Source organism: Streptomyces massasporeus (assembly GCF_014648995.1).
Lineage (GTDB): Bacteria > Actinomycetota > Actinomycetes > Streptomycetales > Streptomycetaceae > Streptomyces > Streptomyces massasporeus.
In genome coordinates, this window is record NZ_BMSE01000015.1 from 106,489 (window position 1) to 120,528 (window position 14,040).

Here is a 14,040-nt window from a genome sequence, read left to right on the forward strand (position 1 = left end):
GTGACCACCACAGGATCCACAGCCTCTGACCAGCCCGCCGACGAGACGGCCCTCCTGCCGGGCACCTCCGGCGGCGCCTGGCGAGGGAACGAGTACATCGCCAGCCTCAAGGACGAGCGGGAGGTCTGGAGCGAGGGACGCCGGGTCGACGTGACCGGCGACCCGGGCTTCCGGCCCATGCTGTCCACGCTGGCCGGCCTCTACGACGCCCAGCACCTGCCCGACCGGGCGCAGGAGATGCTGCACCGCTCGGACACCTCCGGCAACCTGGTCAGCCTGTCGTACCTGGCGCCGGCCGACCGGGACGACCTCGGCCGCAAGTGGGCCAACTCCCACCGGTGGGCGGAGGCCTCCTACGGCCAGCTCTCCCGGATACCCGACTTCATGTCGAACGTGGTGGTCGGCCTGTACGACTACCGGTTCCAACTGGCCGAGGTCGACCCCGAGTTCGGGCGCAACGCGGAGAACTACTACCACTACTGCCGCGAGAACGACCTCACGCTGACCCACGGCCTCGGCGACCCCCAGATCGACCGTTCCTCGACGCCCGCCGACCGGCCGGAGCTGGGTCTCAGGGTGGTGCGGCGCGGCTCCGACGGCATCGTCGTGCGGGGAGCCAAGCAGATCGCCACCCTGGCGCCGTACGCGCACGAGGTGCTCATCTACCTCTCGCCCGCGAACTACCTGCGCGAAGACCCCAGCTACGTCTGCTGGTTCGCCGCTCCCCTGGCGACACCGGGCCTGCGCGTCCTGTGCCGCACGTCGTACGCCGAGGGCTCCGGTGGCCTGTCCGCGCGCTACGACGAGCAGGACGCCATGCTGGTGTTCGACGACGCGTTCATCCCGATGGACCGGGTCTTCCTGCTCGACGACTCCCAGGCGGCCGTCCGCGGGTTCGGCGAGCTGAACAAGTGGTCGCTCTACACCGGCCAGGTGCGCTACTACCACCGGCTGCGCACCATGCTCGGGGTCGCGTCTCTGCTGGCCCAGGCGATCGGCGTCGACACGTTCCGACAGGTCACGGACCTCCTCGGCGAACTCACCTCGTACGTCGAGATCGTCCGGCTCGGCCTGGCCGCGATCGACGCCGAGTGCCGGCCCACCTCCTCGGGCCTGCTCGCCCCCGGCTCGACGGCAGCGCTCGACGCCGTCGCCGGCCGTTTCTCGACGCGGGGCTCGGAGATCATCCGGCAGATCGGCGCGTCGGGTCTGATCATGCAGCCCTCGGAGGCCGATCTCGGGACCTCCGAGCTGCGCGCGGTGCTGGACACCTACATGTGCGGGCGCGAGACGAGTGTGGACGAGAAGTCCCGGATCTTCCGTCTCGCCGCCGATCTCGCCGTCGACCGCTTCGGAATGCGTCAGGAGCTCTACGAGACATGGAACCGCGGCGATCCCGCTCGGGTCCGCTCGATGCTCTATGCCCGCTATCCCGACCTGCGGCGCTGCGAAACCCAGGCCCGCGACCTGGCCGAAGGGCGGAACGACACCACATGAGTCTCGACAGCATCCGGCTCGAAGGCGTCACGACCCACAACCTCAAGTCGGTCGACGTCTCCTTCCCCAAGGGGAAGCTGGTCGTCGCCGCGGGTGTCTCGGGGTCGGGCAAGTCGTCCCTGGTCATCGACACCCTCTTCGAACACTCCAAGACGCTCTACCTGGGCGCCCTGTCCAGCAAGTCCCTCGACATGGGCGACGGCGACTACCAGTTCGACCGGATCGCGGGGACCCAGCCGCCGGTGGCCCTGCGCCAGCGCGACGGCGGCTACTCCAACCCCCGCTCGACCGTGGGGACCCTCACCGGCCTCGACGGGCTGTACCGGCTGTTGTTCGGCGCCGGCTCGCGGCCGGTGTGCCCGGCCTGTCTCGGCCCGACCGGTCCGGACCTGTTCTGCGACGACTGCGGCTGCTTCGCCGAACCGCACTCCGCGAAGCACTTCAGCCCGAACCGCAAGGAAGGCAAGTGCCTCCGGTGCGACGGCATCGGCGAACTCGTCGGCTTCTCGCTGGACAAGATCATCCCGGACCGGTCGAAGACCCTCACCGAGATCTGGGACGGCGCCGACCCGGGGACGTTCGCCGTTCCCAACGTGCGCAAGGCCTTCGAGGCGATGGCCGCGGACATCGGCCTGGACCTCTCCCTGCCGTTCGAGAAGCTGAGCCCGGAGCAGACCGAGAAGGTGCTGCACGGCTCGGACACGATCTACACGCTCAAGATCCGCAAGGTCACCAACGACTTCCGCTTCGAGGGCATCCTGGGCTTCCTGGAGCGCGCGTACCGCAACGCGTCATCGGCCGCCCGCAAGAACGCCTTCACCAACTACCTCGGACGGGAAGTCTGCCCCGGGTGTGACGGAGGGCGGTTGCGCCCCGAATCGCTCAGGGCGACGGTGGCCGGGCACACCTTCCACGACTTTCAGAGCGATGAACTGTCGCGATCGATCACCCGGTTGCGCGACGGACTCGCGTCCGGTGCCGTGCCGGCGCAGGTGCGTGAACTCGCCTCCGCGATCGTCAAACAGAGCGCGAACATCGACGACGTCGGACTCGGCCACCTGCAACTCCAGCGGCCCGTCATCACCCTCTCCGGCGGTGAACTGCAACGGCTGCTGCTGGCGCAGCACCTGGCCAGCGACCTGACCGGCGTCATGTACGTCCTCGACGAACCGACCGCCGGTCTGCACGAGGCCGACACAGGGAAGATCCTCACCTCGCTGCGACGATTGCGCGATCTCGGGAACACCGTCATCGTCATCGAGCACGACGAGTCGGTGATCCGTGCCGCCGACTGGATCGTCGAGCTGGGACCCGGGGCCGGCTCTCGCGGCGGCGAGATCGTCTTCGAGGGCCGCTTCGCCGACCTGCTGAGCTCCGGTGCCTCACCGACGGCGACCGCGATGTTGTCCGGCGGGCCGTCGCGGGCGCGGGCCGAACTCGCCGACGCGTCCTGGCTCGAAGTGCGCGGCATCACGCGCAACAACGTGGTCGACCAGACCGCGACGTTCCCGCTCGGCGGGCTCACCTGCGTCTCCGGCGTGTCCGGCGCGGGCAAGAGCTCCCTGGTGGCAGGTATCCACGCAGCGGTCTCCCGGGCCATCGCCCAGCGGTCGACGGGCGCGGCGGACGGGAGCAGCGGCATCCGGGGAGCCGAAGCCCTCGACGACGTCATCCACGTCGAGCAGCGGCCGATCGGCCGCTCCAGCCGCAGCACGCTCGTCACCTACATCGGCATCAGCGACCACATCCGCGACGCCTTCGCCGGCAGCGCCGACGCGGTCGAACGCGGCCTCGGCCGAGGCGAGTTCAGCCCGAACGTCGCGGGCGGGCGGTGCGAGTCCTGCAAGGGACTCGGGCTGGCCGAGATCGAGATGACCCTCTTCAAGAGCGAGTTCATCGTCTGCCCCGAGTGCGAGGGCCGACGGTTCCAGGAGCACGTCCTCGACGTGCGGCTGGGCGACAAGAACATCCACGACGTGCTGTCGATGACCGTCGAGGACGCACTCGAGTGGTTCGACGCCACGAGCAGCCCCAAGGTCGTCCAAGCGCTCGGCGTGCTCCGTGAGTTCGGCCTCGGCTACCTGCAACTCGGCTGCTCGACGACCACGCTGTCCGGTGGCGAGGCGCAACGGCTCAACCTGGCCGGCGAGCTGCTCAAACAGCGCCGCAGCCGCACGCTGTTCATCTTCGACGAGCCGACGCGCGGCCTGCACGCCGCCGACATCCGCCACCTTCTGGCCCTCTTCGAGCGCCTGATCTCCACCGGCAACACCATCGTGGTCATCGAGCACGACCTGAAGGTGATCGCCATCGCCGACTGGGTGATCGACCTGGGACCCGGCGCCGGCCGCGAGGGGGGCCGGGTCGTGCACAGCGGGACACCGGAGGACCTCGCGGCCAACACGGCGAGTGTGACCGGCGAGTTCGTACGCCGGTTGCGCGAGGAACCCGGCGCGACGACGCCGGTGCCCGAACCCGCCGGACTCCTTCAACCGAACGCGGCGCCGGACCTCGGGGTCATCGGCGAGCTTCTCCCACGGGCCGTCACGGTGGTCGCCGGCACGGCACGGCAGTCCGAGCGGAACGGACCGACACCGTACGGCCTGGTGATCGGCTCGCTCACCGTCGTCTCCGACGAACTCGCCCTGATCGGCTTCCTGGTGCGCTCCGGCAGCACCAGCTGGAACGCCATCGCGGACACCGGACGGTTCTGCGTCAACATCCTCGGCGAGGACCAGCACGAGGTGTCCGACGCCTTCTCGCAGGGCAGGCCGGACAGCCGTTTCGACGCCCTTGCGTGGACGCCCTCCGCCAACGGCTGCCCGAGGCTCTCCGGCGCCGTCGGCACCATCGACTGCAGCCTGAGGTCGACGTACCGGATCGGCGACCACGAATTCGTCCTCGCGACGGTCGTCAGCGTCGACATGGAGGGCGGCGCGGACCGCCGGCCACTGCTCCGGGCCGAACGGGGCGACAGCGCTCTCGACGACTACGGGTGGCGCCGGTTCGCCCGGGAAGCGGAGGCCAGGTGACCACGACCACGTCCCTCGCGGGTCACTACGAACAGTTCCTGGAACTGCTCACCCGAGACCCGCGTACCGAGGCGGACGGCCGCGGCGGTCTGCGCGCGCGGTACGGCGAACGGGCCGATCCGTCGGGCGGATCACAGCCGATCGTGCTGACCCGCGACGAGTGGATCCGCAACCAGATCGACCTGACGCTGGCACTGGGCCGGCTGCTGACCGAGGACGACGTCGTCGTCTCGGCCGTGCCGTACGAGCTGTCGTTCGTCGGCGCCGAGGTGGACCGCGTGATCGAGATGGTCGGCGCCTCGGTGATCAGCGTCGGGACGAGCGGGACCATCTGCCCGATGGCGCGGCTGCTCGGACTGATCGAGCAGTACGAGGTGACGGCCCTGGTGTGCTCGCCGAGCTTCGCCGCAGAGCTCGCGGGTCTCGCGGTGTCCCTGGGCAAGCGGCCCGCGGACGCCACGATCCGGACGATCGTCTGCGTGGGGGAGGCCTGCTCCACCGAGCGCCTCGACCGCATCGGCGCCGCCTGGGCGGCGAGGACCTCCGCCCTGTACGGGACGTCGTCGACACCGACGGTCGCCGTCGCCTGCGACCACGGCGCACTGCACCTGTGCGACCACCGGCTGCGGGCGGAGGTCCGCGGCGGTCTGCGCGGCGAGCTGATCCTGGACGGCACACCGACCGGCGAGGTCGTCGAGCTGTGGCCGGCGGAGCGCCGCTGCGACTGCGGTTCCCCGAGCCGGGTCCTGGTGCCGCTCGGCAGCGTGGCGTCGGCGGTACGCGGACCGGACGGGCTGGTCTCGGCGGTGGACGTGGAGCGGGTCGTGTTCGGCCACAGGAGGCTCGCACCGCGCTTCGCCTGCGCCGTCCGGGACGGCACCTTCCATGTGACCTGCGCCGTGGCCGACTCCGCCGCGGTGGACACGGACGCGATGCGGCGTGCGATCCGCGGCGGCATCGACGAGGCGCTCGGCGTCGAGGCCGAGGTCACGATCGTCGGCGTGCAGGACTGGAGCACCGCCCCGTCATGACCCGCACCCCGCCGCGGCGCGCGGTCGCCGCGGCCCATCCACCCGGTGGCATCTCGAGGAGACAAGACGCATGAGGGTAGCGGTAGTACAGACCCAGTGGGTCGACGACCCCGAAGACGGCCTGCGCAACGCCTACCAGGCGATCGAGGACGTCTGCGGCGCCGGCGACATCGACCTGGTGTGCTTTCCCGAGTTCCTGCTCGGCCCGCCGTGGTACATGCCCGGGCAGGACGGGCTGAAGGGACGCACCGACACCCCGATACCGGGGCCGATCGTCGACGGCTTCCAGTCCCTGGCCCGCAAACTCAACACGCACATTCTGCTGGGGTCGCTCGTCGAGGACCTGCAGGACGGCATGTACCGGAACACGTCCCTGCTGATCGGCCGGCAGGGCGTCATCACCGGACGCGCCGTCAAGGCACACCCGTTCGGCAACGAGATGGTGGTGTGCCGCCAGACGGACGCACTCGGCGTGCTGTCGACCGAGTTCGGGCAGATCGGCATCGCCGTGTGCTCGGACTTCTGGATCCCCGAGGTCGTCCGGCTGCTGGCGCTCGCCGGCGCGCGAACGGTCTTCGTACCGGGCGGGACACTGGGCCAGAACCAGCCGCTCATGGTGAACGCCCTGCGCACGGCGGCGTACCTGAACGACGTCAACATCGTCTACGCGAGCTCGGTCGGAGTCGTCCGCGGCAAACGCGGCGACCGGCTCGTGGAGATCCACTTCGCCGGCACCAGCCTGGTCGCCAGCCCCGAGGGTGTGCTCGCGCAGGCCGGCAGCGACGAGCCGGAGACCCTCGTCGTCGACATCGACGAGCCCGCGGACGGCGACGGCCGCCGCTGGCAGCAACTCCGCAGGCCCGACGCCTACCAGGCGCTGCTCACTCCGTACGCCGGAGCGGACCGGGACCTCGCCGCCGAACTGCGGGCCAGCCTGACCGGCGGCGGCCCGGACCGGGGCCGGCCCCCGGCCGCGACCAGCACACATGAGGGGACTCGTTCGTGACCATCTTCGTAGCGCAGCACGCCCGCCGGGCGACCCCTGAGGCGACGGCCTCCGCCGTACTCGACGATCTCGACAGCCGGGTGAGCGACGAGGCGTCGTTCGTCGTCCTCCCCGAGAACGCGTTCACCACCGGCGGCGACGTCCGGGCGCTGCCCCGGCCCCTGCGCGAACAGTGCCTGGACCGGCTGACGGCCCTGGCGCGGACCCGCGGTACCTATGTGCTCACCGGCTCGTGGGCGGAGACACGGCCGGGCGGCGGGCTGACGCAGGTGACCAGGTTGCTGGACCCGAGCGGCTCGGAGTGCGCCCGGGTGGAGCGTCCCGTCCTGCCCGACGGGACGACGGGCACCGGCGACGACTTCCCCGTCGTCGAGACGCCGTTCGGCCACGTCGGGGTGCTCCTCGGCCCCGACTTCTGGCTGGTCGAACCGCCGCGCATCGCATGCCTGGCCGGTGCGGAGCTGCTGCTGGTGGCCGGGTCCCTCGACGGCAGGCAGCAGGCGTCGCAGCGCGCCGCCGTGTGGGGCATCGCGACCCTCAACACCGTCGCCGTCGCCTTCGCCGGTTCGCTGAGCGAACGCTGCGGCGGGGGCAGTGCCGTGGCGGCGCCCGAGGGCTTCGTCGCCGAGGCGGGCACCGACGAAGGGGTCATCGAGGCGCCCTGGGACGTCGAGAGGATCCGGCACCTGCGCGAACCCGACCTGCGCTTCCAGCAGACCCTCTGGTTCGGCCTGTGGGCTCGCCGGACGGAGCTGTACACGGACCTGACGGCGCAGGTGAGTTGAGATGCGCGACACCGGTGCCTCCGCCTCCGACGTCCGAGGGCGGATCGCCACGGAGATGGCGGACGACGTGCCCTGGAACAGGGTGCTCAACTCCATCTGCACCGAACCCCATCCGCTGGGTGTCGAGATGGCGTCCGCCGCGGCACACACCAACCTCGGCGACGTGCGCATCTTCCGCGGCACCAAGCGGATCGAGCGCAAGGTCGTCGAGCTGCTGCTCGACCTGATGGGAAACCCCGGAGGTTCGGGAAGTCTGGTGTCCGGTGGCACCGAGGCGAACCTGATCGCGATGCTGGTGGCCCGCGAGGCGGCACGCGCCCGGGGACGGCTGACCGACCGGCCCGAAGTCGTCGTCAGCAGCACCGTGCACTTCTCCTTCACCAAGGTCTTCGGCCTGCTGGGGCTGACCCCGGTGGTCGTGCCGGTCGACGACTCCCTGCGGTTGCCGGCCGGCGAGGTGGCCCGGCGCATCGGCGAGCACACCGTCGCGGTCGTCGCGACCGCGGGCAGCAGCGAGTTCGGTGTGGTCGACGCGGTCGACGAGATCGGACCCGTGGTGGCGGGACGCGATGTGCACCTGCACGTGGACGCGGCCACCGGCGGCTTCATCATCCCCTTCGCCCGTGAACTCGGCCACGACCTGCCCCGGTTCGACTTCACCGTGGACGGCGTCGACTCGATCACCATCGACCCGCACAAGTACGGACTGGCCAACGTCCCGGCCGGGGCGATCCTGTTCCGCGGCGGCCAGGACGCCGGACGTTTCGCCGTCGACTCGTTCTTCATCGACACGCCGGTGCACAACACCCTGCTCGGCACCCGGCCGGGCGCCGCCGCGGTGTCGACCTACGCGGTGCTGGAGCACCTAGGGCGGGACGGCTTCCGCGACCTCACCCGGACCAACTTCGAGGTGACGAAGTACCTGGTGGACGGGTTGCGCGCCGCCGGGCACGAGTTGTTCGCCGAACCGCAGCTGAACATCGTCGTGGTCAAAATGCCGCACGCGGTCCGCATCTCCCAACTGCTGGAGTCGAAGGGCTGGATCGTCTCCACGTCGAAGCGATTCGGCGAAACCCTGCGGCTGGTGGTCACCCGGCACGTGACGCCCGCGATGGTGGACGAGTTCCTTCCGGTGCTGGAGCGGGCGTGCAAGGAAGTCGCGGCCGAGGCGGCGCCACGATGAGCCTCTTCCGCGGCGCCCGCACCCGGCTCGCCGCCCTGCAGTTGCGGATCGAGCCCGGGCAGCGGGACGAGAACCTGGCGCGAGCCGCCAAGCTGCTGTCCACCGCACGAGAACGCGAGGCCGACCTGGCGTGCCTGCCGGCGACGTTCGCCACCGGCCTGAACTTCCCGACGCTGCGCACCGACGCGACCACCGAGGACGGCCCGGTCGTCGAGTTCCTCGCCGAGCAGGCCCGCACCCTCGGCATGCACATCGCCGCGGGCGTGCTCCTGTCGGCCGGGCGGGACGTCTTCGACGCGGCCGTGCTCGTCGGCCCCGGCGGCGACCCGCTCGGCTGGTACCACCGCGCCTGCGTGTGGGCGGGCGAGTCCGAGTACATCTCCACCGGCTCGCCCGGCGAGGTCATCGACACACCCGTCGGGCGGATCGGCCTCCAGGTCAGTTACGACCTGCGGTTCCCGGAGGCGAGTCGGCAGTACCTCGCCCAGGACGCCGACCTCGTCGTCTGCGTGGCCAACCTCTTCGGGCCGTTCTCGCACCCGGTGCGCTCCTTGTGCCGCGCCCGGGCCGCCGACAACGAGTGCGCACTGGTCTTCGCCAGCGGGGTGGGGGAGAACCGCTTCGCGAACATGACCTACGTCGGCCGCAGCATGATCGTCGACGGTCTGGTGCAGGACGCCCGCGAGGACCAGGACGCCGACGTCCTCGCCGAGGCCGACCCGGGCGGCCAGGAAGCCGTGATCCACGCGGACGTGCACTGGCGGCAGCGGCGCAAGGTCCGCGCCGGGCTGCCGTTCCACGACGACCTGCGCTCGACCTGGACCACGAACCACGGGGGGCCCGCCTGATGAGGGCAACGCGTATGCAGCCGGAGTCCGGCTGGCTCGGCGACGTGCTCGGGCTGGTCGTGATGGACATGCGGCAGTTCTTCGACAACCGTCTGTTCGCGGTGTCGACGCTGCTGACGTCGGTGTCGATGGTGCTGGCCTTCGGGGCGGCGACCGACCAGATGGTGAGCCCGGCGCCGACGGCCGCCAACTACTTCGGCTTCGTCTTCCCCGGCATCATCGGCGCCGGCATCATGTTCAGCTGCACCTACACCGTCGGCTACACGGTCATCATCGACCGCAACCGCCGCACGATCGAGGACCTGATCCTCTCGCCCCTGTCGTACTCCGGGTTCCTGCTCGCCCGGATCGTCGGGGTCGTGCTCAAGTGCCTGTTCCAGTTCGTGCTGGTGCTCCTGCTCGGCGTCGGGGTCTTCGACGCCCGGATCGAGTCGGTGCCGCTGTTCGTCCTGGGCTTCTTCACCGCGTGCACGGCCTTCGCCGGACTCGGGATCCTCATCGCGACGTACACCAACGAGATCTCGTTCCCGGCCGTCGTGAACATCATCGTCATCCCGCTCATGTACTTCGCCGGGATCTTCTTCCCCCTCGAAAACCTCGGGACGCTCGGCGACGTCTTCGCCAGGCTCCCCCTCTCCGTGCACGTCGACATCTTCCGCGCCGCCACCTCACCCGACGTCTCGGCCACCGGAGCATCGGTGCTGGCGGTGGCCTACTCGTTCCTGGCTCTCGGCATCGCCGCCTGGGCCTTCCGCAGGAGGATCGGCCATGGCTGACACCACGAGCACCGCAGCGCCGGTCCTGTCGGTCTCCCGGCTCGACCACCGCGTGAGCCCCGACTTCGCCCTGCGCTCCCTCACCTTCTCGGTGAACGCCGGCGAGGGCGTGGCCATCATCGGCACCAACGGCGCCGGCAAGACCACGCTGATCCGGCTCGTCGCCGGGCTGCTGCGCCCGTCGGGCGGCGAGGTGCGCATCTGCGGCACCCCGCCCCGCCGCTGGGGGCAGATCGGCCGCCACATCGGCTACGTCCAGCAGGCCAAAGACCTCCCGGACGGCGTCAGCGTGGAGACGTACGTCAAGCACCAGCTCAAGCTCCGACGGGCCGACCCCGGCCGGTACGAGGAGCTCATCGCCCTGGCCGACCTGGAGCAGTACCGCCACCAGTACGTGCGCAGCCTCTCCGGCGGCAGCCAGCGCAAACTGCACGTCATCTGCGCCGTGGCGCACCGCCCCGACCTGCTGATCCTCGACGAGCCGACCACGGGCCTGGACCCGACGGCACGCGAGACGCTGCTGGAGCTGCTGGGGAGCCTGAAGAAGGACGGCGTCGGCGTGCTGTTCGCCAGCCATCACCGCGACGAACTTATCGCGCTGGCCGACTCGGTCGTGGTGCTCCACCAGGGCCGCCAGATCAAGGACGCCTCGCTCGACGCCGTCACCCGGTGGGGCGAGCGCTCCAGCCTGATCCTGGAGGCCTTCACCGAATCCCACCTCGAGCGGCTCCAGGACTGGGCCGGGCAGGAGGCGCGGGCCGGCGGCCCGGTCCGGTCCGTCCGCACCGCCGACCAGGGCGTGCGGCTGGACCTGTCCGACGGTGACCACCAAGGCACTCTGGCCGAGGTGGTCGCCCGGGCCCACTCCGCCGGCCTCGCCCTGCGCTCCGCGTCCTACTTCCAGCCCACTCTGGCGGACGTCGTCCGTTCCATCGTCGACCAAGTCGAACCGGAGGACATCGCATGAGCATCACCACCACGACCACGAGCATGCCGTTCTGGAAGGAGTACCCGGAGCGCGACAGCGAGTGGGTGCGGCAGTACCCCACCAAGCACGTGCCGGTGAACGAGGAGGAGGTGTTCACGCGCAAGCCCATGGGCGTGTACGTCCACATCCCCTTCTGCAACCGGCTCTGCTTCAGCTGCCCGTACATCAAGCACCAGACCGACCGGGACCTGACCCGCACCTATCTGGACGCGCTGAAGACGGAGATCACCAACTACGCCGAACGGCCCTACATCCAGGACCACGTCATCACCCTCGGCTACATCGGCGGCGGCACCCCGACCGCGCTCACCGCCCCCCAGCTCGACGATCTGCTGGGCCACATGTTCAGCAGCTTCGACGTCGAGGAGGGCGCGGACTTCTCCATCGAGACCACCCCGGTCGACATCAGCGAGCGCAAGGCCACCGTCCTGCTGGAACGCGGCATACGGCGCATCAGCCTCGGGGTGCAGACCTTCGTCCCGGAGGAACTGAAGAACATCGGCCGCCCCAACGACCCGGAGATGCTCAAGGAGAGCATCCGGCTGCTGCGCCGGTGCGGATTCGAGAACATCAACATCGACCTGATGCACGGCATCAACGGGCAGACGATGGAGAGCTGGGAGCACAGCCTCGACGTCGCCATCGAACTCGGGGTCACCTGCATCTCGTTCTACACGTACATGGAGTTCGCGCAGATCTCCACCAAGCGCAGGAAGCTGCCGCCGGTCCCGGAGAAAGCCGTGGTCGACGACATGTTCCTGTTCGCCGCCGAGAAGCTCTCCAAGAACGGCTTCCTGGGCTACTACGGCGACTGCTTCGCCAAGCCCGGCTTCCAGCCGAAGTACGGCGAGACGTCGTGGAGCGAGGACATCCCCATCATCCCCCTCGGCCCCACCGCCACCGGGCACCTGCGCGACCACTGGTACTTCAACGAACCCGACATCGGCCGCTACATCCAGACGGTGATGGAGGGCCGGCTGCCGATCTCCATGGGCAAGCACATCACGAAGTCGGAGTCGATCCGGCGGTCGATGGTGCTGGGCGTCAAGGCCGGACGGGTCAACCGGGAGCGTTTCCGCCGGATCCACGGCGTCGACTTCATGGAGATGTTCCGCACCGAGATCGACGACCTGATCGAGAAGGAACTCATCACCGCCGACGAGAACGGCATCGAGGTGACCGGCCCCAAGGGCTGGTACTACCTGGACAACATCTCCAAGGCGTTCTACTCGCCGGAGTTCCGGCGCTACCCGCAGCACCTGGGAGCGGACATCTCCAACTTCATCTCCAGCCGGCCGATCCCCCTGCAGATCACCACGCGGCCCAAGGACGAGGAGGCCGGCTGTGACCACCACTGAGGCCCGACTGCTGAACCTGACCGACCGAGTGCCGCAGGCGTCCCCGCACGACGACATCGACAAGGTCCGCTTCTACGACCTCGGTATGCGCCGCTCCGCGCTGATGGCGTACAAGCGGCCGAGCGACCGCATCCTGGCCCACGTCCGCGACGGGATGACCGACCTCGTCGAAGTCGGCTTCAACACCGGCCTGCTGTCCCTCCACGTGGCCGGCAAACTGCCGGACCTGGCCGTGTCCGGAGTGGAGGAGAACCAGAACCTGGTCGACGTCGCCGAGGACAACCTGACGCTGGCCGTCTGGGCCAACAGCGCCGGCGACGTGGAGTTCGAGATGGCCAAGCTGAACCGGCTGCCCTTCCCGGACGACTCCGCCGACATCGTGTTCTCGTTCTCCTCGCTGCACCGCTGGCGCCGACCGGTCGAGACGCTGAAGGAGTGCGCCCGGATCTGCAAGCCCGACGGTGTCGTGATCATCGAGGACATGAACCGGCACGCCGAGGAGGGGCACATCACCTTCATCCTGCAGTTCGTGAAGGAGGGCGGCGACGAGTTCATGCGCTCGCTGCAGGCCGCCTACACCCGGGACGAGGCGGCCGAGCTGCTCAAGGAGGCCGGCCTGACGGACTGGCAGGTCGTCGAGGAGGACCTCGGCCTGGTGATCTCCTCGCGTCCCCTCGAAGCGGTGAGCACCTGATGCCCGGGACGAAGATCGCCGTCGTCCAGATGGAGTCGAAGCTCGGCAAGCCGACGCAGAACCTGCGCCGCGCCGAGCACTACATCGGTGAGGCCGTCGCGCAGGGAGCGGACCTGATCTGCCTGCCCGAGGCGTTCTCCACCTCCGGCAACATCCTGGAGGTCGCGGACGTGTCGGTGACCGTACCGGGGCCGGAGACCGACTTCCTGCGCGAGCAGGCCAAGCAGGCCGGCGTGCACATCGTGGCCGGCCTGCTGGAGCGCGGCGGCGACGGCAAGTACTACAGCACATCGGTGCTGTGCGGCCCCGAGGGAACCCTGCTCGGCCACTACCGGCGCGTGCACTGCCACGAACTGGAGGCCCGCTACCTCAGCGGAGGGTCCGAGTACCCCGTCTTCGACGTCGAGTTCGGGCGGATCGGCCTGATGCAGGGCTACGACATCAACTTCCCGGAGGTCGCGCGGGAGTACTGCCGCCGCGGGGTCGACATCATCGTGTGCTCCGCGCTGGTACCCGAGATGTTCGCCTACGTGGCGAACATGCGCCTGCCGGTCAGGGCCGTGGACGCCGAGTGCATCGTCGCGTTCGCGTCCGGCATCGGCACCAACCTGTACGCCGGATTCGGCTACATGGGGCGCAGCCAGGTCCTGGCGGACCCGCTGTTCCTGGAGGCCGAACGCTTCGACTTCGTCGACGGCGACGAACGGATGGTGGACCTCGGCAAGGAGCCCGGCGTCGGCGTCGTCGAGGTCGACCTGGACCGTATGCGCCGCTACCGCACCAAAGCCACCCTGAGCGGCGACCTGCAGCCGGTGACGTACTGGCAGTCCTGACGAGAGTGA

12 protein-coding genes are annotated in these 14,040 nt (G+C 69.7%); all 12 read left to right on the top strand.

All coding sequences use genetic code 11. The features are described 5' to 3' along the window. The 12 genes from IE153_RS28555 to IE153_RS28610 all read left to right on the top strand — a co-directional run bounded on the left by IE153_RS28555 (position 1) and on the right by IE153_RS28610 (position 14,031). Positions 1-1,497 carry a 4-hydroxyphenylacetate 3-hydroxylase N-terminal domain-containing protein gene (locus IE153_RS28555; RefSeq protein ID WP_189592670.1) on the top strand — a complete coding sequence of 499 codons (1,497 nt, stop codon included), beginning with the start codon at positions 1-3 and terminating at the stop codon, positions 1,495-1,497. Beyond that, complete coding sequence (locus IE153_RS28560; protein WP_189592671.1) at positions 1,494-4,529, top strand: flavin reductase; 3,036 nt, start codon at positions 1,494-1,496, stop codon at positions 4,527-4,529. Before IE153_RS28555 ends, IE153_RS28560 begins: the two co-directional genes overlap by 4 nt. Further along, positions 4,526-5,560, top strand: coding sequence for a phenylacetate--CoA ligase family protein (locus IE153_RS28565; protein WP_189592672.1), 1,035 nt, complete (start codon positions 4,526-4,528; stop codon positions 5,558-5,560). Before IE153_RS28560 ends, IE153_RS28565 begins: the two co-directional genes overlap by 4 nt. Before the next feature lie 70 nt (positions 5,561-5,630). Further along, entirely contained in the window at positions 5,631-6,566 is a 936-nt protein-coding gene (locus IE153_RS28570; protein ID WP_189592673.1) for a carbon-nitrogen hydrolase family protein, read from the top strand. After that, positions 6,563-7,351, top strand: coding sequence for a carbon-nitrogen hydrolase family protein (locus tag IE153_RS28575; RefSeq protein ID WP_189592674.1), 789 nt, complete (start codon positions 6,563-6,565; stop codon positions 7,349-7,351). Before IE153_RS28570 ends, IE153_RS28575 begins: the two co-directional genes overlap by 4 nt. A gap of 1 nt (position 7,352) precedes the next feature. Continuing rightward, complete coding sequence (gene mfnA / locus IE153_RS28580) at positions 7,353-8,534, top strand: tyrosine decarboxylase MfnA (protein ID WP_189592675.1); 1,182 nt, start codon at positions 7,353-7,355, stop codon at positions 8,532-8,534. Beyond that, a complete protein-coding gene (locus IE153_RS28585) occupies positions 8,531-9,382 on the top strand; it encodes a carbon-nitrogen hydrolase family protein (protein WP_189592676.1) in 852 nt (283 codons plus the stop codon). Before mfnA ends, IE153_RS28585 begins: the two co-directional genes overlap by 4 nt. Then, on the top strand, positions 9,382-10,158 hold the full coding sequence (locus tag IE153_RS28590; protein WP_229829218.1) for an ABC transporter permease: 777 nt from the start codon (positions 9,382-9,384) through the stop codon (positions 10,156-10,158). Before IE153_RS28585 ends, IE153_RS28590 begins: the two co-directional genes overlap by 1 nt. After that, the gene (locus IE153_RS28595; protein ID WP_189592677.1) at positions 10,151-11,125 is read left to right on the top strand and encodes an ABC transporter ATP-binding protein; all 975 of its coding nucleotides are present in this window, start codon (positions 10,151-10,153) and stop codon (positions 11,123-11,125) included. Before IE153_RS28590 ends, IE153_RS28595 begins: the two co-directional genes overlap by 8 nt. Further along, positions 11,122-12,504: a coproporphyrinogen-III oxidase family protein gene (locus tag IE153_RS28600; RefSeq protein WP_189592678.1), complete on the top strand. Its 1,383-nt coding sequence runs from the start codon at positions 11,122-11,124 to the stop codon at positions 12,502-12,504. Before IE153_RS28595 ends, IE153_RS28600 begins: the two co-directional genes overlap by 4 nt. Beyond that, positions 12,491-13,198 carry a class I SAM-dependent methyltransferase gene (locus IE153_RS28605; protein ID WP_189592679.1) on the top strand — a complete coding sequence of 236 codons (708 nt, stop codon included), beginning with the start codon at positions 12,491-12,493 and terminating at the stop codon, positions 13,196-13,198. The genes IE153_RS28600 and IE153_RS28605 overlap by 14 nt, the downstream gene beginning before the upstream one ends. Beyond that, complete coding sequence (locus IE153_RS28610) at positions 13,198-14,031, top strand: carbon-nitrogen hydrolase family protein (protein WP_189592680.1); 834 nt, start codon at positions 13,198-13,200, stop codon at positions 14,029-14,031. Before IE153_RS28605 ends, IE153_RS28610 begins: the two co-directional genes overlap by 1 nt. Positions 14,032-14,040 lie beyond the last annotated feature (9 nt).

Bases quoted from the DNA above. Each gene is read 5' to 3' on its own strand.
- IE153_RS28560 (WP_189592671.1), top strand. From the start codon at position 1,494: ATGAGTCTCGACAGCATCCGGCTCGAAGGCGTCACGACCCACAACCTC.
- IE153_RS28570 (WP_189592673.1), top strand. From the start codon at position 5,631: ATGAGGGTAGCGGTAGTACAGACCCAGTGGGTCGACGACCCCGAAGAC.
- mfnA (WP_189592675.1), top strand. From the start codon at position 7,353: ATGCGCGACACCGGTGCCTCCGCCTCCGACGTCCGAGGGCGGATCGCC.
- IE153_RS28585 (WP_189592676.1), top strand. From the start codon at position 8,531: ATGAGCCTCTTCCGCGGCGCCCGCACCCGGCTCGCCGCCCTGCAGTTG.
- IE153_RS28590 (WP_229829218.1), top strand. From the start codon at position 9,382: ATGAGGGCAACGCGTATGCAGCCGGAGTCCGGCTGGCTCGGCGACGTG.
- IE153_RS28595 (WP_189592677.1), top strand. From the start codon at position 10,151: ATGGCTGACACCACGAGCACCGCAGCGCCGGTCCTGTCGGTCTCCCGG.
- IE153_RS28600 (WP_189592678.1), top strand. From the start codon at position 11,122: ATGAGCATCACCACCACGACCACGAGCATGCCGTTCTGGAAGGAGTAC.
- IE153_RS28610 (WP_189592680.1), top strand. From the start codon at position 13,198: ATGCCCGGGACGAAGATCGCCGTCGTCCAGATGGAGTCGAAGCTCGGC.